18 protein-coding genes, 1 rRNA gene and 1 other annotated feature are annotated in these 22,784 nt (G+C 35.4%); of the genes, 2 read left to right on the top strand and 17 right to left on the bottom strand.

The genetic code is table 11. The annotated features are described in order from the left end of the window. Nucleotides 1–10: 10 nt before the first annotated feature. From CHB72_RS10830 to CHB72_RS10805, 6 genes are all read right to left on the bottom strand, one after another. A complete protein-coding gene (locus CHB72_RS10830) occupies nt 11–877 on the bottom strand; it encodes a DUF1002 domain-containing protein (RefSeq protein ID WP_089282889.1) in 867 nt (288 codons plus the stop codon). 344 nt (nt 878–1,221) lie between these two features. Continuing rightward, nucleotides 1,222–2,664, bottom strand: coding sequence for a proline--tRNA ligase (gene proS, locus CHB72_RS10825; protein ID WP_089282888.1), 1,443 nt, complete (start codon nt 2,662–2,664; stop codon nt 1,222–1,224). A 102-nt stretch (nt 2,665–2,766) separates the two neighbouring features. Next, nucleotides 2,767–2,976, bottom strand: a binding site (T-box leader). 99 nt (nt 2,977–3,075) lie between these two features. Further along, the gene (gene ispF, locus CHB72_RS10820) at nt 3,076–3,549 is read right to left on the bottom strand and encodes a 2-C-methyl-D-erythritol 2,4-cyclodiphosphate synthase (RefSeq protein ID WP_089282887.1); all 474 of its coding nucleotides are present in this window, start codon (nt 3,547–3,549) and stop codon (nt 3,076–3,078) included. 4 nt (nt 3,550–3,553) lie between these two features. Beyond that, nucleotides 3,554–4,255 (bottom strand): 2-C-methyl-D-erythritol 4-phosphate cytidylyltransferase, encoded by a 702-nt coding sequence (ispD, locus tag CHB72_RS10815; protein WP_278277831.1) that lies wholly within the window; start codon nt 4,253–4,255, stop codon nt 3,554–3,556. Nucleotides 4,256–4,387: 132 nt separating this feature from the next. Beyond that, nucleotides 4,388–5,488: a PIN/TRAM domain-containing protein gene (locus CHB72_RS10810; protein ID WP_089282886.1), complete on the bottom strand. Its 1,101-nt coding sequence runs from the start codon at nt 5,486–5,488 to the stop codon at nt 4,388–4,390. A 285-nt stretch (nt 5,489–5,773) separates the two neighbouring features. Next, complete coding sequence (locus CHB72_RS10805; RefSeq protein WP_089282885.1) at nt 5,774–6,250, bottom strand: CarD family transcriptional regulator; 477 nt, start codon at nt 6,248–6,250, stop codon at nt 5,774–5,776. Between the two features lie 327 nt (nt 6,251–6,577). Here CHB72_RS10805 and CHB72_RS10800 point away from each other — a divergent pair, with 327 nt between their 5' ends. Next, nucleotides 6,578–6,976: a nucleoside triphosphate pyrophosphohydrolase family protein gene (locus tag CHB72_RS10800; protein ID WP_089282884.1), complete on the top strand. Its 399-nt coding sequence runs from the start codon at nt 6,578–6,580 to the stop codon at nt 6,974–6,976. A gap of 66 nt (nt 6,977–7,042) precedes the next feature. Here the strand turns inward: CHB72_RS10800 and disA are convergent, their stop codons facing one another. The 7 genes from disA to fusA form a co-directional block, all read right to left on the bottom strand. Continuing rightward, a complete protein-coding gene (gene disA, locus CHB72_RS10795; protein ID WP_278277830.1) occupies nt 7,043–8,122 on the bottom strand; it encodes a DNA integrity scanning diadenylate cyclase DisA in 1,080 nt (359 codons plus the stop codon). Nucleotides 8,123–8,348: 226 nt separating this feature from the next. Next, complete coding sequence (radA, locus tag CHB72_RS10790; protein ID WP_089282882.1) at nt 8,349–9,713, bottom strand: DNA repair protein RadA; 1,365 nt, start codon at nt 9,711–9,713, stop codon at nt 8,349–8,351. A 160-nt stretch (nt 9,714–9,873) separates the two neighbouring features. After that, nucleotides 9,874–12,312 carry an ATP-dependent Clp protease ATP-binding subunit gene (locus CHB72_RS10785; RefSeq protein WP_176431320.1) on the bottom strand — a complete coding sequence of 813 codons (2,439 nt, stop codon included), beginning with the start codon at nt 12,310–12,312 and terminating at the stop codon, nt 9,874–9,876. 15 nt (nt 12,313–12,327) lie between these two features. Next, nucleotides 12,328–13,350: a protein arginine kinase gene (locus CHB72_RS10780; protein WP_089282881.1), complete on the bottom strand. Its 1,023-nt coding sequence runs from the start codon at nt 13,348–13,350 to the stop codon at nt 12,328–12,330. An 11-nt stretch (nt 13,351–13,361) separates the two neighbouring features. Then, nucleotides 13,362–13,871 carry a UvrB/UvrC motif-containing protein gene (locus tag CHB72_RS10775; protein WP_089282880.1) on the bottom strand — a complete coding sequence of 170 codons (510 nt, stop codon included), beginning with the start codon at nt 13,869–13,871 and terminating at the stop codon, nt 13,362–13,364. Between the two features lie 10 nt (nt 13,872–13,881). After that, nucleotides 13,882–14,340 (bottom strand): CtsR family transcriptional regulator, encoded by a 459-nt coding sequence (locus CHB72_RS10770; RefSeq protein WP_089282879.1) that lies wholly within the window; start codon nt 14,338–14,340, stop codon nt 13,882–13,884. Nucleotides 14,341–14,507: 167 nt separating this feature from the next. Beyond that, nucleotides 14,508–16,577: an elongation factor G gene (gene fusA / locus CHB72_RS10765; protein WP_089282878.1), complete on the bottom strand. Its 2,070-nt coding sequence runs from the start codon at nt 16,575–16,577 to the stop codon at nt 14,508–14,510. A 470-nt stretch (nt 16,578–17,047) separates the two neighbouring features. On the opposite strand from fusA, the gene CHB72_RS10760 reads away from it, so the two are divergent. Beyond that, nucleotides 17,048–17,575, top strand: coding sequence for a superoxide dismutase family protein (locus tag CHB72_RS10760; protein ID WP_089282877.1), 528 nt, complete (start codon nt 17,048–17,050; stop codon nt 17,573–17,575). A 242-nt stretch (nt 17,576–17,817) separates the two neighbouring features. Here CHB72_RS10760 and nrdJ read toward each other — a convergent pair whose 3' ends face one another. The 4 genes from nrdJ to rrf all read right to left on the bottom strand — a co-directional run. Beyond that, nucleotides 17,818–20,172 carry a ribonucleoside-triphosphate reductase, adenosylcobalamin-dependent gene (gene nrdJ, locus CHB72_RS10755; RefSeq protein WP_089282876.1) on the bottom strand — a complete coding sequence of 785 codons (2,355 nt, stop codon included), beginning with the start codon at nt 20,170–20,172 and terminating at the stop codon, nt 17,818–17,820. Nucleotides 20,173–20,579: 407 nt separating this feature from the next. After that, nucleotides 20,580–21,803, bottom strand: a complete 1,224-nt coding sequence (locus CHB72_RS10750) for a putative glycoside hydrolase (RefSeq protein WP_242975101.1) — start codon at nt 21,801–21,803, stop codon at nt 20,580–20,582. A gap of 131 nt (nt 21,804–21,934) precedes the next feature. Further along, the gene (locus tag CHB72_RS10745) at nt 21,935–22,444 is read right to left on the bottom strand and encodes a thioredoxin family protein (RefSeq protein WP_089282874.1); all 510 of its coding nucleotides are present in this window, start codon (nt 22,442–22,444) and stop codon (nt 21,935–21,937) included. A gap of 243 nt (nt 22,445–22,687) precedes the next feature. Further along, nucleotides 22,688–22,784, bottom strand: a 5S ribosomal RNA gene (gene rrf, locus CHB72_RS10740); the annotation flags it as partial.

Genomic DNA, 22,784 nt, shown 5'->3' with positions numbered 1-22,784 from the left:
AAATCTCATTTTACCTTGAAAATATCCCTAATATGGATTCAATCAACTTTCTCAGCATTTCAATAATTCTTCCTAACAAAGACTGCACTTCTTGATTATCTCTAGATATATCCCTTAGCTGTTGACCGATCCCCTCCAACTGCTGCTTAATAGCTTCTGTATTAATGTTTAACTTAGTAATTTGCCGCATTAGGTTTGTAATATTCCCCACTTGTTCTTCCGATAATTGAATGTTTAACTGTCCCGCTATCTCTATAACTACTCTCCTAATTTCTTCTGGCTCTTGAATTCTTCTTTCCACTATTATTTGCTTGATTTCCCTTATTAAGGTAGTGGCTTCATCCTTGCCTATGTCTTCTCCTAATTCCCCTGTTGTAATCATTTCCTCATTAGCTACCCTCTTCTGTTCCTCATCGATAGGTTTACCTCGAAGCTCTTCAAAAGCTTTTAATATTCCTGTTAAAGCAGCTGTTCCTGAAACATCAAAGGGAGCTGCTGCAATAACCTTAGCGTCGGTTACTTCTGCTGTTATTAATGCATTCATAATCATTTCACCTGTTACCCAAGTAATATTATAGGTCTCTACTGACATTCCTTCCCCCTGCTGAAGATTTTCCACGAAGGCGGAAGAAATAGCTCGAGTTCCAATTTGTCTTTCTGTAGCAACTCCCTCTAAATATCTTCTCTCCTCCTCATTGGTAACCACTAAAATCCTGGTAGTTTCCTCCTCTACCCTAAACAAATCTAGCATTTGCTGTCTTTGCTGTTGGTTCAAATCATTTCCTAACGTCACTACCACCTGCTGACTACCATAACTCACAAAAACAACCAGCAGCAAACTCAATAAAGTAATATAAATGAACTTTAGTTTTTTCATTGTTAATCCCTCCAAATTTTCTTGCTGCCGACTAACAGTTCTAAACACCCCAGTTACATTACTATTTTTTCCCTTCTATAGTTGGAAATATTCAAAGGATTAAGTTAGATACCTTCACTATACTAAAAAATTTAGAAACACACTTTTCTCGACATTAAAAAAAGCATCTTCGATGCTTTCGCTAGGAAACCCTAGGTTTCCTTCGACGACAGCAAAGCTGTCTGAGCACCTTCCTGAAGGCGGGCAGGGGATTTCATCCCCTACAACCCCTTTTTTTATATACTAGGAAAGTAGAACTTTCCTAGTATATAAAAAATCCTCTGGTTTCCCAGAGGATTGATTTTTTAGTATGCTTTTGCAAAATAAGCCATAATCTTTGCTTCTTTACCGCAGAAGGGACAAGTATCTCCTAGTTTTTCCTGCTCAAAAGGAATACATCTTACAGAAGCTCCTGTCTCTGCTTTGATCTTGTCTTCACATGCTCTTTCTTGACACCAGGCAGCCTTCACAAAACCAGGTTTTGTCTCCATAATTCCCTTCATCTCATCGAAGCTCTTGATATAGTAGGTTTTTTCATCTCTCATATTTTTGGCCTTCAATAGTAAATTGTTATGAATCTCTTTCAATAAGACTCCAACTCTTTCTTTTACTTCATCCAATGCCACAACTTCCTTTTCTAAGGTATCTCTTCTAAATAATATAGCTTGATTATTTTCAATATCTTTTGGCCCTATTTCTATTCGGACAGGTACTCCCTTCATCTCCCACTCATTAAATTTCCAACCAGGAGAATAATTGTCTCTATCGTCTACCTCTACCCTCATGGTATCCTTTAATTCTCTAAAGAGCTCATCTACCTTTTCCATGACACCACCCTTATGGGCTGCAATAGGCACAATTACTGTTTGCACAGGGGCAATACCTGGAGGTAATACTAAACCTCGGTTATCACCATGCACCATGATAATCCCCCCTATAAGTCGTGTAGATACTCCCCATGAAGTATGATAAGGATGCTTTAATTCACCATCCCTATCAAGGAAGGTAATATCAAAAGCAGATGTAAAGTGCTGTGCTAGGTTATGGGAAGTTCCCGCTTGCAGCGCTTTCCCGTCATGCATTAATGCCTCCATCGTATAAGTTGCATGAGCACCAGCGAATTTTTCCTTATCGCTTTTTTGTCCTACTACTACTGGCATTGCAAGTAGTTCTTCTGCAGTTTCCTTATAAATGTTTAGCATTTGAAGCGTTTCCCCTTGGGCTTCATCATAGGTTTCGTGCAGGGTATGTCCCTCTTGCCATAAAAATTCTGAAGTTCTTAGGAAAGGACGAGTGCTTTTTTCCCATCTGACAACGCTACACCATTGATTGTATAGGAATGGCAAGTCTCTATAGGATTTTAACCACTTTGAATACATTTCGCAAATAATGGTTTCTGAAGTTGGACGAACACAAAGCCTTTCTGCTAGTTCCTCTTGGCCTCCATGGGTAACCCACGCTACCTCTGGGGCAAAACCTTCAACATGCTCCGCTTCCTTTTTTAATAAGCTCTCTGGAATCAATAATGGAAAATAGCAATTTTTATGACCTGTTTCTTTAAAACGCTTATCCATATACTGTTGAATGTTCTCCCAAATAGCATATCCATAGGGTTTAATTACCATAAATCCCTTAACTGGTGAATAGTCCACTAAATCAGTTTTTAAAATTACATCTGTATACCATTGGGCGAAATCTACTTCCATTGGTGTAATCTCAGCAACAAATTGTTTCTCTTTCTTAGCCATTTTTCATTCTCCTTTCTTGTCTTAACCTTTTCATTATTATGCTATATTTCTATGTAACTCAATCCAAAAATAAATAAAAACAAAAAACTCCCGTCTCTATGATTTAGAGACGAGAGCATAATATTCCCGCGGTACCACTCTAGTTAACCCTTTGGTTCACTTTATGACTTAACGGCGTCCACCGGTATAACCTACTGTTTTCAGTCAACAGCTCCAGGGTGGGTTCAGAAAACGAATCTTAAAAACCTTTCAGCCTTGGGTTTCCTCTCTAGAAAGCTTCGATTAATTACTATTCCCTATCATAGCATATAGGATTATTCTTTTTTTATTAGAATATATTATTTTGCAATTTATGTCAACTGCTTTGTTTGTTTTTTATTTAACTTCAGTTAAATACCCTTATTTAAGTACCTACTTCATCACAATGGCTGCTATAGCCTGAGCGGCAATACCTTCTCCTCTGCCTGTGAAACCCAGGCCTTCTGTTGTAGTGGCCTTCACGTTGATTTGATGTACAGAAACACTTAGGGCTGTCGCTATATTTTCCCTCATCTTTTCTATATGAGGAGCCATTTTGGGAGCTTCAGCAATAATTGTAGCATCTACATTGTTAACAATATAACCTTTTTGCCGCAATAGTTTTTCCACTTCTTCTAATAGTTTTATGCTATCAGCTCCCTTGTAGCTTTCATCAGTGTCGGGAAAGTGTTTCCCTATATCCCCTAGAGCTACTGCCCCTAGTAAAGCATCTTTTATTGCATGTAGAAGTACATCTGCATCGGAATGCCCTAGTAATCCCTTCTTAAAAGGAATTTCTACACCTCCGATAATCAACTTTCTTCCGTCTACCAGCCGATGCACATCGTAACCTAAACCTACTCTCATGGATTTATTCCTCCTTACTTAGTATTCCTTCTGCTATTATTATATCCTGTGGATCAGTTATTTTTATATTTTTATAACTTCCCTCAACAATTTTCACCAAATGGCCTAATCTTTCCACCATCATAGCATCATCCGTTACTAAAATCCCTTCCTTCCTTGCTTGATCATGGGCCTTTTTTAAGAGAATATATTGAAAGGTTTGTGGTGTCTGTACTGCCCATAATTCTTTTCTCTCAGGAGTATCTATCACCTCTAGTTGATAGTTTGCCCTTTTAATAGTATCCTTTACTGGCACTGCTACAATAGCTGCCCCAAACTTTTCTGCCATTGCTATGCTATTCTTAATCATTCCCTCCTCTACAAAGGGTCTGGCGCCATCATGTATTAATACAGTTTCGCAGTCTTTATTTGCTACCAAAAGTCCTTCATAAACAGAATCTTGTCTTTCTTTGCCACCTACTATCACTTTACTAATTTTCCTAAAATTATATTTTTTTATGATTTCTTCTTTAACAAATGCTACTTCTTCCTTACCTACCACAAGAATGATATCATTTATGTATTGACTTTTTTCAAAGATATCTAAAGTATGAACAATAATGGGCTTATCCCTCAGCAGGATATATTGTTTATTATATCCTTTCCCCATTCGTTTTCCTTTTCCAGCAGCCAAAACAATTGCTGTAGCCATTCCTTTTTCTAGCATAATTCATTCTCACCTTCTTCCTTTAGTAATGCTGGTGTTTTATTTCATCATAAAGGATAAATTTAGAATAGACAATAAAAACAATAAAGGGCTCCCCATATAGAAGAGCCCTCTTTCTTTAATAACATTGTATTAAGCTGATTTATCCGCCATAGATTTTGGTTTTGCAAAAATCATCCTACCCGCAGCAGTTTGAAGTACACTGGTAACCAGTACATCGATATTTTGTCCAATGAATTTTTTCCCACTTTCAACAACAATCATAGTACCATCATCTAGGTATGCTAAACCTTGACCAGATTCTTTTCCATCTTTGATTACTTGAACAAACATTTCTTCTCCAGGTAATACTACTGGTTTCACTGCATTAGCTAATTCATTAATATTTAATACTGGTACCCCTTGAAACTCTGCAACCTTGTTTAAATTATAGTCATTTGTAACTACTTTTCCCTCTAGAAGTTGAGCTAGTTTTAGTAATTTTGTATCAACCTCTAATCCTTCGTCAAAGTTGTTTTCATCTATTTTCACTTCTATATCTAGTTCTTTTTGAATTTTGTTTAAAATATCCAAGCCTCTTCTTCCTCTATTTCTTTTTATGGTGACAGAAGAATCTGCAATATGACGAAGCTCTTCTAAAACAAATTCCGGAATAACCAAAGGTCCTTCAATAAAGTCAGTTTTACAAATATCTGCAATTCTCCCGTCAATAATAACACTAGTGTCTAATATTTTTGGAGAACCTTTATATTCTTTTTTTCCGCCTTTTTCTTTAGCAATATTTTTCTTAAAAATCGCCTGTAGATTAGGAAGTTCCTCTATTTTTTTCGTAGCAATATTTACACCTAAATAAGCCATAAAAATATACACCACAGTGGAAACGATGGTTCCTATAAAAGGAATAGGGATGTTGTTGGTTAATTGACTAATCAAATATGCAATTACTAGACCTACAATAAGCCCTACTGAACCTAAAGCTATATTGGTAATGGGTACATTTGCTAATTCACTTTCAATCCAGCTGGCTATATCTCTTCCTTTATTGATTAACCATGGGGACAATAGAAATAAAACCAAACCACTAATGAATGAAGATATTATAATTCCAATTACATAAGTCATAAAGTTGTCTTTTGTTACAGTAATAATATTATTTGTAACATAAATATAGATTAATAACCCTGATAATGCACCTAATGCTGTTAAAATGCCTCTTACAATTTTATTTAGCATTCCTTCACCTCCTATTCCTTAATTATTCCCATTTTTTTTGCTTTTAATATCCATATTCAATAAATTCTTCTCTTTTTAGGAAGATTTAAAAGAAAATAATTCTAATATTCTAAAGAAATCCGTTTTCGATGTAATCAACGACTTCATTTACATTGTAACAAAAGGTACTTTAAAATAAAAGAATGAATACTATGGTTTTTAGGAATAATAGGAAAATATATCTAGAAAAAGAACAAGATTTTATGTGCTATCAACAAAAATAAATCCCCTTTCGAGGACAAATCATTATTTTACTACTTTTTCAATCAGTTCAACGGCTTCATTTTCATCCATATCAGCAGCTAGAATAATCTCACTTAATAAAATTTGTCTTGCATTGTTTAATATTTTTCTCTCACCTGTGGATAATGCTTTTTCTCTATCTCTTAAGGTTAGATTTCTAACTACTTCCGCCACCTCATAAATGTCCCCGCTTTTAATCCTATCCATATTTGCTCTATACCTTCGATTCCAATTTTGAGGCATTTTTGTAACATCCGCCGCTAATACAGCTATTACCTGTTCCACTTCCTTTAGCCCTATAACTGGTCTCACCCCTATATCTTCTACATTATCCAAAGGGATCATTACCTTCATATTATTTAAAGGTATTCGCATGATATAATACTTTCTTGATTTCCCTAGTATCTCTTTTTCTTCAATAGCTTCGATGATACCAGCACCATGAACAGGATAGGAAATTTTATCACCAATATTATACATATATTTCCCCCCCAAATTGTCATTTTTCACTAATTATAGTATACATCCGAAAGCTATAAATGTCAATTAAAAACATTATTTTATCATAGGCGTTATCTAATGTCAATCATATTTTTCTAATAGTTACATTTTATTTTTGCAATTTCCTCTAATTGACAAATGGCATATTATCAAAGTATAATGATATTAAGTCAGCCAATTAGGGTATCATTTCTACATATAGTAGCTTTACTTGAATATGCTGTATATTTTGAAAGACTTAGACGCATTTTATTAACAAATTTAATAATAGCTATTGACATGCTTAATAAACGAGGAGATGTAATTATGGAAAAGTTTTCTATAGAAGAATTTCAACACAAAGTCGATGATGTTTTAATCAGACATAAAAGTGTTTTAGATATATTAACAAAGCTACAGGAAAGCAGTGCTCGCATCAATCGAGCTGCAGCAAAATCTGCTACTTCTTGTGGCTGTGTTCAATTAAATATTAAAAAGCAGGAATCACCTCCTGATATTTCCTATTCTGAACTAAAGGATTATATGTCCACTCATGTAGAAGGTAATTTATGTGATGTTTGCAAAGAAAAAATGGAACACGAAATCTCTACAAATATTTTTTATATGGCGGCTCTTTGCAACCTCTTTGATATGAACCTAGAGGAAATATTAAGTAACTATCACCATAACCAACTTAAGACCTTAGGAAAATATGGATTGCTTTAGGAACGAATTGTTTAAAGCCATGAAGTTTTAGCTATATAAAACTTCATGGCTTTTGTTGTTATTCATTTATATATGCCTATCTAGCAGCACTTGCTCTTGTAATCTTCTTAGCCCTTCTTTAATAGCTCTGGCCCTTACTTCACCAATGCCCTCTACATCATCTAGTTGTTCAATAGAGGCCTTTAGGGTTTTTTGAAAGCTGTTAAACTGCTTTACCAGATTATCTACTACACTGATAGGTAGTCTGGGGATCTTTGTTAAAATTCTATATCCCTTTGGCGAAACAGCTAAATCTAATGCACTGACATTGTTTCCATAACCTAAAATTTTTGAGATGTTGGTTAGATTTAACATTTCCTCTGAAGATAAGGATTTAATTGATTTTTGTATGGTTTCGTAATCTCCTTCAAAACCAGCATTATAATCATAAACTACATGTTTACCATCTTCCTTTACATTTGCCACCAATTCTTCTAACTGCATGCTTACCAATCTACCTTCATTTCCTAGTTCATAAATAAACTTTTCAATTTCATAGGCGATTTTCATTACCATTTCTGTTCTTTGCAGAACTAATGCCACATCATACACTGTTGCTAAATCTTCAAATTCCAAGGCACTGAGACTAGTCATAGCCCTATCTAATGAAATTCTATACTTTTCTAAGGTTTGTATAGCTTGATTTGCCTTATTCAGGATTTTATGGGTATCTTGTATAACATATTTATGATAGCCTTTATAAAGAGTAATAATATTACGTCTTTGAGAAATAGCAATTACAATTTCACCGGTTTCTTTAGCCACCCTTTCTGAAATTCGATGGCGAATGCCAGTTTCACTTGAAGGAATAGAAGAATCTGGAATAAGCTGTGCATTGGCATAAAGAATTTTTTTTGCATCATGGCTCAAGATAATAGCTCCATCCATTTTACCTAATTCATATATATAAGCAGGAGAGAAGTCTATATTTATATGAAATCCACCATCTACAATATCCATAATATCTTCACTATCTGAAATAACAATCAATGCACCTGTTTTTGCCTTTAATAAATTTTCTAATCCTTCTCTTAAGGGAGTACCTGGAGCTAGCATTTTTAAAGTTTCTATTAGTTCCTCTTCTTTACTTAGTTCTTCTTTAACCAATTCCTCACGCCTCCTTTCTTTAGCTTTTTTGTTAGATATAGTAAAATTCAACATATTATTTTATCATTATTTTACCAAGTAATCCAGAAATTAATCTATCTTCTTTAAATATTTATTGATTTCCCTTTCGGTGTATTGCTGAACCTCTCGCTTTAGATAAACAAACTAAGTGACCAACACGAAAGTTGCAAATCAAACTTTCGGTTGTCTACTTATGAATTAAGTCTCATTTTATAAAGTGCAATGCTTCTCTTAAGGTGTTCACTCCTTTGATTCTTATTTTAGTAGCATCTTCAGTTCTCAGCTTGCTTCTTTCAGAGACAATACAGGTAGTAAACCCCATTTTTTCTGCTTCCTTCACCATCTTTTCTGTGTGACTAACAGGTCTTAAATCTCCTGTTAAACTAATTTCGCCAATCACCATCGTATCCTTAGAAGCCATAGCAATTCCCTGCATACTAGAATAAATAGCCATAGCTACCCCTAGGTCAGCAGAAGTCCCCTCTAGCTTTAATCCTCCTACTACATTTATATAGATATCTTGATTCATTAAAGGTAGGCCTACTTTCTTTTCTAGCACTGCTATAATGAGATTTAACCTGTTTAAATCTACTCCAACCGCAGTTCTTCTTGGAAATCCTGCATTTGTGGGTGTGACTAACGCCTGTATTTCTATTAATATAGGTCTTGTTCCTTCTACCATTGCCACTACAATAGAACCTTCCGCTTCAGTATTAAGGGATTCTAAAAAAATTGCAGAAGGATTAGTAACCTCTATTAAGCCCTCCTGAATCATTTCAAAGACACCGATTTCACTAGTAGTACCAAATCTATTCTTTAAGGCTCTTAATATTCGATATTCTTGAGTTCTTTCTCCCTCAAAATGCAATACAGTATCCACCATGTGTTCCAATACTCTAGGTCCTGCCAGTTCCCCCTGTTTGGTGACATGAGCTACAATAAACATAGGAATGTTTTTAGATTTTCCGATCCTCATTAGGTTATTAACGCATTCCTTCACTTGAGAAACGCTACCAGGAGCAGAGGTTAATTCCTCCTTAAATAATGTCTGAACAGAGTCAATCAACACAAAGGCAGGTTCCATTTCATTGATATATCCTTCAATTACATCTATATTCGTTTCTGAAACAATATATAAAGAATCTGCTAAGGCCTCTAACCTTTCTGCCCTCATCTTTATTTGTTCTTCTGATTCCTCTCCAGAAACATATAATACCTTTCCATACTTTTCAGCAATTTTACTACTAGCTTGAAGAATCAAAGTAGACTTCCCAATCCCTGGTTCTCCTGATATTAAAGTTAGAGAGCCCTTAACCAAGCCTCCCCCCAAAACACGATTCAATTCATTAATCTCAGTATTGTATCTTTCATAGGCTCCAGATTTAACAGATTTAATTAACTGAGGTTTAGAGCTGCTTACAATCGTGGGAGATCTTTTAAAATCCTTTCTATTAATTATGACTTCTTCTTCCATTGTATTCCATTCATTACATCCCATACACCGCCCCAACCATTTTGGACTTTCATAACCACACTGTTGACAAATATATTTAGTTTTCACTTTTGCCATAACTTCACCTGCCTACCCACCGTTTATTTTTATTCATAATTACCTTTAGTATACTATAAGTATATGCCCCTAAATTATAAAAGCATATACCTATATTATATCCATTATTTTAACAAATGGAAGTGGGAAGGATTTCTCCTCCCCACCTCTTCCTAATCACTTATTTTTTATTAACTACCAATTCCTCATTTACAAAATCAATCTCCACATGACTTCCTGAATAAATTGTGCCTTTTAGCAGCTCCTCCGATATCTTATCCTCAATCAATTTTTGTATTGCTCTTTTTAAAGGTCTTGCACCAAACTGAGGATCATAGCCTTTATCTGCAATATGCTCCTTTGCTTTTTCAGTAACATCCACCGTTATTTCTAATTTTTCTAACCGTTTAATTAAATCCTTTATCATTAAATCCACAATCTTTGTAATATATTCTCTATCTAAACTATGGAAAACGATAATATCATCGATTCTGTTTAAAAATTCGGGCCTGAAGCTTCTTCTTAGATCCTCCATAACATTATCCTTCATTTTTTCATACTCATTTTTAGCCATATCATCTTCATTAACAGCAAATCCAAGAGTCTTCTGTTTTTTAATGGTATGAGCTCCAACATTGGAGGTCATGATGATGATGGTGTTTTTGAAATCCACAGTTTTTCCTTTTGCATCTGTTAATCGGCCATCATCTAATATCTGTAATAATACATTAAACACGTCAGGATGTGCCTTTTCAATTTCATCAAACAGGATGACAGAATAAGGCTTTCTCCTAACCTTTTCTGTTAACTGTCCTCCTTCATCAAAGCCTACATATCCTGGAGGAGAACCAATTAATCGAGATACCGTATGTTTTTCCATATATTCCGACATATCTACTCGAATCATAGCATCTTCATCACCAAACATAGCTTCTGCCAGAGCCCTTGATAATTCTGTTTTTCCTACTCCAGTAGGTCCTAAGAAGATAAAGGAACCAATAGGCCTTTTGGGATCCTTTAACCCTACACGAGCTCTTCTTATAGCTCGAGCCACTGATTTTACAGCCTCCTCCTGTCCTATTACCCTTTCATGCAATATATCTTCCATATGAAGCAGTCTTTCGGACTCCTCCTGCTGCAGCTTTGTAACTGGTACTCCCGTCCAGTCAGAAACAACCTCTGCAATTTCTTCAACATCTACGGTAGCTTTATTGGTTTGGGTCTTATTTCTCCAACTGTTCTGTCTTTCCTGGAGTTCCTGTATAACAGCCTTCTCTCTATCTCTAATTTGGGCGGCTCTTTCAAAATCTTGAAGACTGATAGCTTCCTCTTTTTCTTTTCCTAAATTTTCTATTTCTTCTTCTAAGTCCTTTAAATCTGGTGGTGCAGTTACCACCTTAAGTCTAATCTTTGAAGCAGCCTCATCAATTAAATCAATAGCCTTATCTGGTAAAAATCTATCAGTAATATACCTATGAGACAACTCTGCCGCTGCTTTCAAGGCCTCATCCTCAATCTTTACTCTATGATGAGCTTCATATTTATCTCTTAACCCCTCCAAAATCTGTATTGTATCTTCTACAGAAGGTTCTTCAATAGTTATAGGCTGAAACCTGCGCTCTAAAGCTGCGTCTTTTTCAATATGCTTTCTATACTCATCTATCGTTGTTGCACCTATGGTCTGTAATTCTCCACGGGCTAAGGCTGGTTTTAATATATTTGAAGCATCAATGGCTCCTTCAGCAGCTCCAGCGCCAATTATCGTATGAATTTCATCAATAAAGAGAATAATGTCTCCCGCCTGCCTGATTTCCTCCATGGCCTTTTTTAAACGGTCTTCAAACTCTCCTCTATATTTTGCCCCCGCCAGCATTCCAGACAAATCTAGAGTAGTAACTCTTTTTTCCTTTAAACTTTCAGGAACATTTCCTTCTACAATTTGCTGTGCTAACCCTTCTGCCACTGCTGTTTTACCAACTCCAGGTTCACCTACTAGACAAGGGTTGTTTTTTGTTCTTCTACTTAATATTTGTATAACCCTCTGAATCTCTTTATCTCTTCCAATAACGGGATCAATTTTCCCTTCTCTTGCCATCTGATTCAAATCCCGACTATATTTGTTTAATGTAGGGGTATCAATAGCACTTCTTTTATTAACATTGGTATTATTGTTTTGAGGTCCTTTAGCGTTTAAGAGCTTTAACACTTCTTCCTTTGCCTTTTCAAGACTTACTCCCATTTCTACTAACACCTTAGCAGCGATGCCTTCCTTTTCTTTAATCAACCCCAATAATAGATGCTCTGTCCCTATATAGCTATGCCCCAAGCTTCTGGCTTCTTCAAAGCTTAATTCAAAAACCCTTTTCGTTCTTGGGGTGAACCCCATCAACTGATTTTGAGGCTGTCCTTTCCCCACTATATTAATAATACTTTCTTGTAATTGCGCAACTTCTACTCCTAGATTCTTTAGAGCTTTTGCAGCAATTCCTTCCCCCTCCTGCAACAAGCCCAATAATATATGTTCTGTTCCTACATAGTTATGGCCTAACTGTTGAGCACATTGTTGGGATAAAATAACTGCCTGTTGTGCTCTCTCAGTAAATCTACCATGCATTGACATATAAATATCCTCCTTCTATAATGTATTTCTTATTAATTCTGCTCTTTTTATATCTCTATCAATAGAATTTAACGATGTTTTATAATGTTTTTGTAAAAATCCCGGTTGAATCATAGTAATAAGGCTGTTTATTTTTTCTATTTTCACTTCTTCAATTAGTCCCAAACTTGCTCCTAATTTAACATCAGAAATTAATTGCATTGCTTCATTACCTGTTATTTTTCTAGCATTTTTTAAGATCCCAAAGGATCGAAATACCCTATCCTCTAATTCAATTTTCTTAGTATTTAATAGATTTTTCCTAGCTGCCCGTTCCTTTTCTGTAATTTGCATTGTAACATCGTGCAGATTTCTAATAATTTCTCTTTCTGTTACTCCTAAGGTTACTTGATTAGATATTTGATAGAGATTTCCTAAAAATTCAGTGCCCTCTCCGTAAATACCTCGAACCGCTAATCCTATTTGCCCTGCTGCCCGTAAAACTGCCTGAATATATCCAGTAAGGCTTAAAGCTGGTAAATGTAGCATTACAGAGGCTCGAATGCCTGTTCCCAAATTAGTAGGGCAGGCAGTTAGATAACCTAATTCTTCATCAAAGGCATAATTAATTTTTTCCTCTAGCAAATCATCTATTTTATCAGCAACATCTAAAGCTTGATCTAATTGTAATCCTGGAAGCAAACATTGGATCCTTATATGATCTTCTTCGTTAATCATGATACTTATGGTTTCCTCTGTATTGATTAAGATATTGCCTATAACAGTATTTTTAGCTAAGTCAGGGCTAATTAAATGCTTTTCAATATAATTTAATCGATCAATTTCCTCTAAGTCTTTTATAGCAATTAATTTAAAGTCATCCTTGAATCCTGTATTTCCTACTAATATACCATGATAAACCTTTTCGACTACTTCCTTAGCTGAAATCTCACTTAAACTATGGGGAAATGGAATTTCCTCAATGTTTCTAGCCGTTCTCACTCTACTACTAATAACAATATCTGATTGAGGTCCTGTTTCCTTTAACCATCCTGTCATCTTTATCCCTCCTACATTCCTTCAATACGGCCTTCAAGCTCATTAATTTGATCCCTTAACTCAGCCGCCTTTTCAAAGGCTTGTTGATGAATGGCTTCTCTTAATTGTTGCTTTAATTGATTTACTTCTCTTCTTAAACGGATAATACCTCCAGCCCGTTTTGGCGCTTTTCCTGTATGATTTACATTGCCCTGTACCTTTCTAATCAGAGGAGCCAATCTTTCTCTAAATACCTCATAGCACTGGCTACAGCCTAGCCTTCCCATATGCTTAAATCTATCATAGGTAGCGCCGCACTGACTACATTGTTGGACTCCACTATATTGAGTTTGAAATTGTGGGTCAGCATTGATATCTAATAACCCTGCCAAAAAATTGTGTATGGATAAGGAGTTTTCAAAATTCAAAGCTTCCTTTGCTCTGGCGCACTCTTCACATAAATGTACTTCTTCCTTCTTTCCCTGTATGATTTTCGTCATATGAACAGTAGCCTTCCTACTATTACAATCTTCGCAAATCATGTTCTCCCTCCTATTCCAATAATGCTCCTAGCATATTTTTAAATATATTTGCTCTAATTTGATCCTTTATATTTAAGGGTGATATAATGGCTGCATCATCAATAGCAGCCTTCATAAGCCTCGACTCTCTGAGGGAAATGATACCTCTTTCCAAAAGAGATTTAATCAATCGATTCCCCTCTGTTTTTGTAATATTACTTCCTATTTTTTTTGTAATAATATAATGTATACCCTCATCTTCATCAAATATTAGCTGCCTGATTTTTATATATCCTCCTCCCCCCCTATAGCTCTCCACATAATAACCCTGTGCATGGTCAAAGCGGGTCATTAATACGTAGTTAATTTGAGACGGAGAACAATCAAAATATTTGGCTAATTCATTCCTCTGAATTTCTATTGTGCTATTCTTACTATCTTCAATCAGTTCTTTTAAAAAAGTTTCAATAATATCGCTAATCCTAGCCATAGCATCACCTCTTTTGACCTTCTTTGACTTTTATTTTATAAAATAATTATAGGATTGTCAAATAGAATCTATTACAATAATTCCACAAAAACTATAAAAATAATCAATTGTTTTTATTTTTGATAAAAAAAAAGCATATGCCTTATGCATATGCCTTGAATAAAAGTTTATTCTTTAGCTGCTTTCGCAGCTTCCACTACTTTTTCACTAATCATTTGCGGTACTTCTTCGTATCTTGTGAATTCCATGGTAAAACTGCCTCTTGCCTGTGTCATGGAGCGCAAGTCAATAGCATACTTAAACATTTCTGATTGTGGTACTTCTGCAACAACCAATTGCATTCCCTTTGGCTGAGGCTCCATACCCATAATTCTACCTCGCCGTTTGTTTAAGTCTCCCATAATGTCTCCCATGTATTCTTCAGGTATCAATACTTCTACCTTTACAATTGGTTCCAGCAACACTGGTTTCGCAGACTCCATTCCCTTTTTAAAGGCTAAAGATGCGGCTATTTTAAAGGCCATTTCTGATGAGTCTACATCATGGTATGAACCATCATATAATACGGCCTTGAGGTTCACAACAGGATATCCTGCCAATACACCACACTCTAAGCACTCCCTTAACCCCTTTTCCACCGCTGGTATATAGGACTTTGGTACAGATCCTCCAAATATCTCTTCAGCAAATTCAAATTCAGTGGTGCCAGGTTCAAATCTTATCTTAACATCGCCGTATTGTCCATGTCCACCGGATTGTTTTTTATGTTTACCTTGTACATCTGCTTTACCTTTGATGGTTTCTCTATAAGGAACGATTGCATCGTTTAGCTCCACATCTACACCAAATTTGTTCTTAAGTTTGCTGGTGATTACCTTTATGTGCAGTTCTCCCAACCCACGAATAAGGGTTTGCTTTGTTTCTGCATTTCTCTCAAAGCTAAAGGATGGGTCTTCCTCTGCTAAACGCTGCAGACCTGAAGCAATCTTTTCTTCATCCCCTCTAGCTTTAGGCTCTACTGCTAGATATAGTTGTGGGGAAGGGAAATCAATTCCACTATACAATACTGGATCATTGACACTGCATAAGGTATCTCCTGTATTAGTGTATTGCAATTTTGCTACAGCAGCGATATCTCCTGCTTTTACTTCGTTTACTTCTATTTGATTTTTACCTCTTAGTAGAAATAAATTACTTAATTTTTCCTTTTCTTCCTTATTAGCATTTAAAACCTCCATATCTGCCTTTAAGGTTCCAGAAATCACTTTAAACACAGAAATTTTTCCAATATATGGGTCAACTATTGTTTTAAAAACCTGCGCAGAGAAAGGTTGGTTTGGTTCTAATGTTCTTTCAACAACGACATCCTTATGTGGATGCTTTCCTTGCTTAGGAGGCATATCTGCTGGAGACGGTGAATAATCATTGATCATATTTAACAAGCTATGAATTCCAATGTTTTTAGCAGTAGCACCGCAAAGCACTGGAACGATATCACCATTGAGAATCCCCTTACGTAAACCATCCTGAATTTCTTCCTGTGTAAATTCTTCACCACCAAAATACTTTTCTAACAATGCTTCATCACTCTCAGCTACAGATTCCATTAACATTTCTCTTATTTCTAAAACCTCTGCCATTCTGTCCTCTGGAATAGGCTTTTCTATACAGGTTTTCCCATCATATTCTTTAGCTAGCATTTTTACCACATTGATATTTCCAATGAAACTTTCTTTTTCTCCTAGTGGAATTTGGAAAGGTGCTACTTTTTTACCGAACTTTTCTCTTAATTGATTTAACACCTTTTCAAAATCAGCATTTTCTCTATCCATTTTATTTATAAAAATGAAGGTTGGCTTCTTTTTATCTTCAGCATAATCCCATGCCTTCTCTGTACCAACTTCTATACCGCTGGTAGCATCTACTAAGATAATCAATCCGCCTGCTACTTTAATAGCACTTTGCACTTCACCAACAAAGTCGAAATAACCTGGGGTATCAATAAAATTAATCTTATGTTCTTCCCATTCCATAGGAATAACAGAAGTATTAATAGATATTTTTCTAGCCATTTCCTCTTTGTCAAAGTCTGAAATCGTATTCCCGTCTTCCACTTTTCCAATTCGATTTACAATTTTGGCTGTGTATAAAGCTGCTTCCGTTAACGTAGTTTTACCGCATCCTCCGTGTCCTAATAAAGCTATGTTTCTTATTTTGTCAGCTTCATATATTTTCATTTATTTACCCCCTCGTATGATATCGATTCATATTAGATTTATTACAATATTCTATATCTTTGCAAAAACTCCTTTTTTATTTCGCATTTTTTTTAAAATATTTAGTTAATGTAAATTATTCCAAAGTTTCTAATAATTATAACTAGTTTTTAAATTTATTCCTCCTTTTATTATTTTATATCTAAACTTTACCAATAAATATGCTATAATGCTATAAATATGATTGTAGTGTTGCTTTTAATAACTATAAAGTATACTTATTATAATTTTTTAAAGATGTGCATATTCATGTCCATTACGTTTCGTAAAGAAATCAAGAATTTAAAACCTTATGAATCTAACAAATCTCTGGAAGATGTGAAGCGAGAATAAAGAATACTGATTTATAACATTTCTCCCCTTCTTTACATATGATGTATTGAGTATAATCAGTGATCTCTAAAATAATCAATGTAAAGGAGTTAACGTATATGTATACACCTTACCCTAATCCTGTATCCCCATGGACAAATTATTATTATTCCCCTAATACTAATAATTGGGCAGTAGCTTATGTAAAAGGAGGACCTCTCCGGCCAGAGATACAAGGTACCGTTTGGTTTAGAGAGGTGTCCGATGGCACAGAGGTATACGTAGAAATAAAAGGTTTACCTCCTTATCGACCTGCCATCAATGATGAAGATCCTATTGGCCCCCATGGTTTTCATGTCCATGAGTTTGGCACCTGCGAAGTTGGCGACCCTAAAGATCCCTTTCAAGCTGCGGGAGAACATTGGAATCCCCATAGTCAGCCTCATGGCAACCATGCAGGAGATTTTCCTGTGCTATTCTCCAATAACGGCTATGCTAGAATGAGTTTTTTTACAAATAAATTCAAGCCAGTAGATGCTATTGGTAAAGCCATCATCATTCATAGAAATCCTGATGATTATCGTTCGCAACCAGCAGGAGATGCAGGGAAACGCCTTGCCTGTGGTATCATTCAATGGCACTGCTAATGAAATAAGGCTTAATCGAAAGAATTTTTTTGCTTTCTCTGAATTGTAACCGAATTTGCTTTAAGGATATAGTGCCTGATTTTCCGCTTCCACATTGTATCATTGACTAACACCAAATCATAGATTCTGGTTATCTACTTGTCGAAGTAGCAATCTCATCGATACACCGAAGGGTGAGCATAAAACAAGGGCTTTAGTATTTAACCTAAAGCCCTTGTTTTATGCTGAGGTTGTTGAAACTTTTACCTAATTGGACAGATTCCTTTTTCACAACCATCTTCTGTAATCTCGATTTCTAATTCTTGTTTTTCGTATTTACTGATTAGAGAAGGAATAAAATCCTTCATTTTTTTTGTCCTGCGGAGATATTCTGCCTCATCTATTGCTTCATAAGGCAATAATTTATAAAAATTATCCTCTAGTGACAAAAAGGTCAAAGCCACCGTATTGTCCCAATTGTTCCATACCCATTCCTCTACTTTATCCCATTCATTATCTCTAACATGAACAGTAATAGAGCAATTATGATCTACATAATGATCCATAAACATTTTATAGTTTTCCAATTGTTCTATAGCAGAAACATCATATTTTGTTTTCCCTTCAGGCGCCTTAATAGGGAATTCCACTACCTTGGTAGTACAGGTTTCCCATTCCTGTCCTACCTCTGGAAATACAGGATAACCTAATTCTTCACACACCTTAACCAGTGGGTCATCTGCACTAACTCGTATTCTTCTTATGTAATAGGGAGCATGAGAATAGTGAACGCCACTAGATACTGTGGGCAACTGACTTAAGGTACCCTCCGGCTTAACAGTTGTAACAAGAAGAGGTTCATTTTCTCCAATTGCTTCTGCATAAGTCTTTGCCTCTCGCCCAGCAGTTTCTCTTAATTCCTTCAATAATTCTATTGCCTCTTTTTTAGTAATGCCTGTAGCATTTATCAAGTCTTGCCATCCAGTTAAGGAGCATCCCAGTAATTTATCCCTTTGTTGTACTGCATCCCACTTTGGTAGCTCTAACTCTACACAAGTCATTCTGTAGCTTGCTCTTGCAGATAGTTTTTGTGCCTCCAATAGTCCTTCTCTGTCTATAGTTCCATCGGATTTTACAAAGGCAAACACATTAACTGTTGTTAAGTTGCACAATCCTCTAGAATCTAGAAGAATTTCACCGCAAGGATTCACACCATTCATATTCGGTCTGCGTTTTCCTGCTGCATCAGCATTTACCCATCCCGGTTCTCCTGAATAACGCATTTTTTTCATCAACCATTTCAATTCTTCTCTAGTTGGCTTTGTTTCATAATAAATGGAGTTGTTACTCATCTGCCTATGTATGATTTCTTTATCCACGATCCATTGTCCATCAATTTGTTTATATAAATCTGCTTTAGCCTCAATACATTCCTTATCTAAAGGATCTACTAGTACCATTTCCGCCGTACGTCTTACACCCCCCACCACAACATTTTCTCCTATGATGTTAACGATGTCTAGACAATCAATAGGTCGTAATTTTCCTCTATTGCTGCCATTAACTCTCTTATTGTTTTTGATTACCTTATCAATCTTATAGAACATATTTTTTAAGCTTTTATGACCACTGGCTGTTCCTCCAAAGGTTTTTAGCTTTTCCCCCTTCGGCCTTACGTGATCATAATTGATAATAATCGTCTTTATATTTCTATATTCATGGCTATACAACAGCTTCAAGAAAAAATCCAATGCCTGTGTCCAGCCTTCTTTGCTATCTCCCACAGTAATTTTTATTGAGTTTTTATGGGCAAACTCTAAGCTGGTATTATCTTCTCTCATATGTACTGGTACTGGATTATAGTCCTTATGTATAACTTCATAATCTAACCTAACCTTTGGTAATGCTTCAACATCACTTTTCAACACTCTAACTCCTACCCCAGATCCTACCATCAACAGATAAAATAAATCCTTGAAGGAGTCAAAGCTTTCTATCACTAAAAAAGCACAATTGTAATTAGACATAGGGTAATTTTTAGCCACAGGAGTATTGCCAACCCAAAAAGTTCTTCCTGACAAGAACTGCTTTAGGTTATAAACATTATCAAATAGCTTCTCCGCTTCTTCCCTGGTAGTAGGTACAAGACTGCAATTGTATTCCACTGCCCTTTTGACAGTTTCCCACCAATATTCTCTTCTACTTTCATCAGGAAGCCACCGGGAATAGGTTCTATAATACACAAAGTTTCCTAATTGCTTCATTGGAGAAAATCTGTGTTTATATTTACTAATAAACTCATCTGATAATAATTTATTTTCTTCTTTCTTTCTAGCCTCACGGGTTCTATTTCGTTGGTTTCTATAAATGATATATCTTTTAGCAGCATCTTTTCTGTTGCTGGCCATCAACATATTTTCAACAATATCTTGTATCTCCTCAACTTGAATGGAGGAAATATAGGTCTTTAGTTTTTTTTCAATTTCTTGCGCAATTTCTTTGCTCAGCTCATCATTTATTCCTGTTTTTGTCTCTGCCATAGCTTTTTGTATAGCATTATTAATTTTAGAGAGATCAAATTCCACGAATCGCCCGTCCCGCTTAATAACCTTTACCATAAATATCGCCCCTTCAACTTCAATTAAGCACACATGTCTCATCTTTAACACAACATTTAGCATAGTTGTTCTTATGGGTGCACAAAATATTGTATCATCCGATGCTTAAGTTGTCAAAATATGACTTCTTCGATAAAGGTGATTTTTAGAATTTTTTTGTCCATTTTGTTCCATTCTTTCCCTTAATCTTCGATTTTTGTTTTTCTAATTTTAAATTGTATTCATAGTATCTTTTCTAAATGAAGTATAGAAAGTGATTGTCCTTTCTCAAAAGGGGTAATAATGAATATAATTAATTCTATTAAAATTTAAGTATAAAGGAACTTATCTATATGAGCATGAAATGAACATAAAAAAGTACTATTGCAAAGAGTAAAATCTTCAATAGTACTTTTCTATATCATAGTTTAGTTCTTTATCAGAGCTTCCCAAGTATAGCTGTTACCTGCATTCCACAGAACCCATTCTTCCAATCCTGCATCATAAGTGGCCTTGATTTGTGCTCTAACTTCTTCTGAGCCATATCTTTTATAATATCCTGCCCCTAAGTAAGATGCAGTAAAATCTTGAAGCCATGGTCTCAAGATTGCCTTTGGTTTATCGGTTTCTAATGCTTCAACTCTTTCTCTTGCAGTATTCATACTGGTATAAACAATTTTATATGGATCTTTATCAGGGATGGGTATACCATAAGTCCCTAATGCATAATGAGAAGGATATACCATCGGCAATAATATGTCTGCCGCAGGTGCTATCGTTTCTAAATGCTGCCCTAGCCCCATATCATCTGAAACAGTTGTTACTAGCCCAAAAATATCTGCTGATACATAAACTCCGTGATTCTTTAATTCTTCCCTAGCATATTCTATAAATGCTGCAATAGCATCAGCCTTTGTTTCTTTATCACCAGCCTCTCCATAATCAATCATTGCCCTATTACCATCGGTAGGAAATCTTACATAATCAAATTGGATATCTTTAAAACCTTTTTCTGCGGCTTCCTTTGCTATATCCACAAGATAATCCCACGTTTCTCTGTTGTAGGGGTTTAACCAAGCATCTCCCTTTCTATCTCTCCACACTGCTCCCGTATTGGTCTTTATAGCTAAATCTGGTCTAGCAATGGCGGCCTGCTTATCTTTAAAGGATACAATTCTTGCAATTGGATAAATATCATTTTCTCTCAATACTTCCATAATTAAATGGAAATCCCTAACCTTTACAATATCATCTGCTCCCACCTCTTTTACCATAGGAATAGAAGATTTATAGGTGATGGTTCCATAGTCATCCTTCACATCAACAACCCAAGCATTAATAATAGACTGATTAGTTAATTCAACTGTTTTCTCAAATCTTTCTTTATAGCCTAGACTGTGTCCAGTCATATAAATGCCTTTTACTTTTTCTTCTACTTTATAAGGTTCCCAGCTAATTTCTGGTTGTATAAAATTATCTTCTTGGTTTAATCGTACTTCACCTAAATCATAATCTGGCCAAAGATTGGGATCGGATAGAATTTTATTTGAGACGTCACTTATTTCTTTTTTATTATAGCTTAAAAACAAAGCAATCAGGAATATGCCTATTATTGTGATGATAAAAAACTTTTCTTTACCTTTGATGTTCAAAATCATGCCCCCCTAACTCATTGTCATCTACATTATAACACAGCAAATGACAATTCTCACCAATTTTTTAAGTATAGGGACTATATACCAATGGGTATAGCTAGGGTAACAAAAAAAGCAGGCTCTTATACCTACTTTCTATTAATGATATCCAGTATTTCTTCAATTGTACTACTAATGTATTCGCCTTTTTTGTATTTTCTTTTGGCAACAATTATTTCTACTTGGTTACCTTTTCCTACAACCTCTTTTAAGGTCTTAGGAATTTCTAAAAAAGCACCTTTTTCTTTATAGTCATTATCTAAAACAATAAAGGTTGGTATTTTCGTTTTACCCCCTACTTTATAGGGTTCCATATAAATCTCATTGCCTTCTCTAGGCAATATTCTAAATTCAATATTAGGATTAATCTCCTTAATTTTTTGTAGCGCCGGCACATTGATTACACAATCTGGGCACCATATTTCTGCAAAAACTAGAATCTTTATTACAGCGCCAATTTCTTTTATCCTATGTACCAATTCTTCTTCTAAAGTAATACTATTATATATCTCTAACGTCTTTTCTCTATTGATATCCTGATCTTTATTTAAAAATGCTTCAAAACAGCTTCCTACTTCGAATAGTTCACGAAATGTCATTTTATCATTTCCCCCCTATCACCACTACTTTTTATAATTATATCACTATTTATAATAGAATTTAAGCAAATTCACGATAATTTAATAATAATTCCTAAGGTAATACTATGAACATTTTCCTAATTATTGTAATATAATTATTCAATTGAAAGAACATCTATTCCACTAATTTAGTTAAGCCCTTTCAGCGCAAAACGAAAACTAAAAAAAGCTCTACATGTTTTTGTAGAACTTTTTTCATTCACGTCGCAACGACCTACTCTCCCAGGCAGCTTCCCGCCAAGTACCATCAGCGCTGAAGGGCTTAACTTCTGTGTTCGGTATGGGAACAGGTGTGACC

Source organism: Anaerovirgula multivorans, assembly GCF_900188145.1.
Lineage (GTDB): Bacteria > Bacillota > Clostridia > Peptostreptococcales > Natronincolaceae > Anaerovirgula > Anaerovirgula multivorans.
The sequence above is the reverse complement of the archived record's forward strand: the minus strand, read 5'-3'. Positions and strand labels throughout refer to the sequence as shown.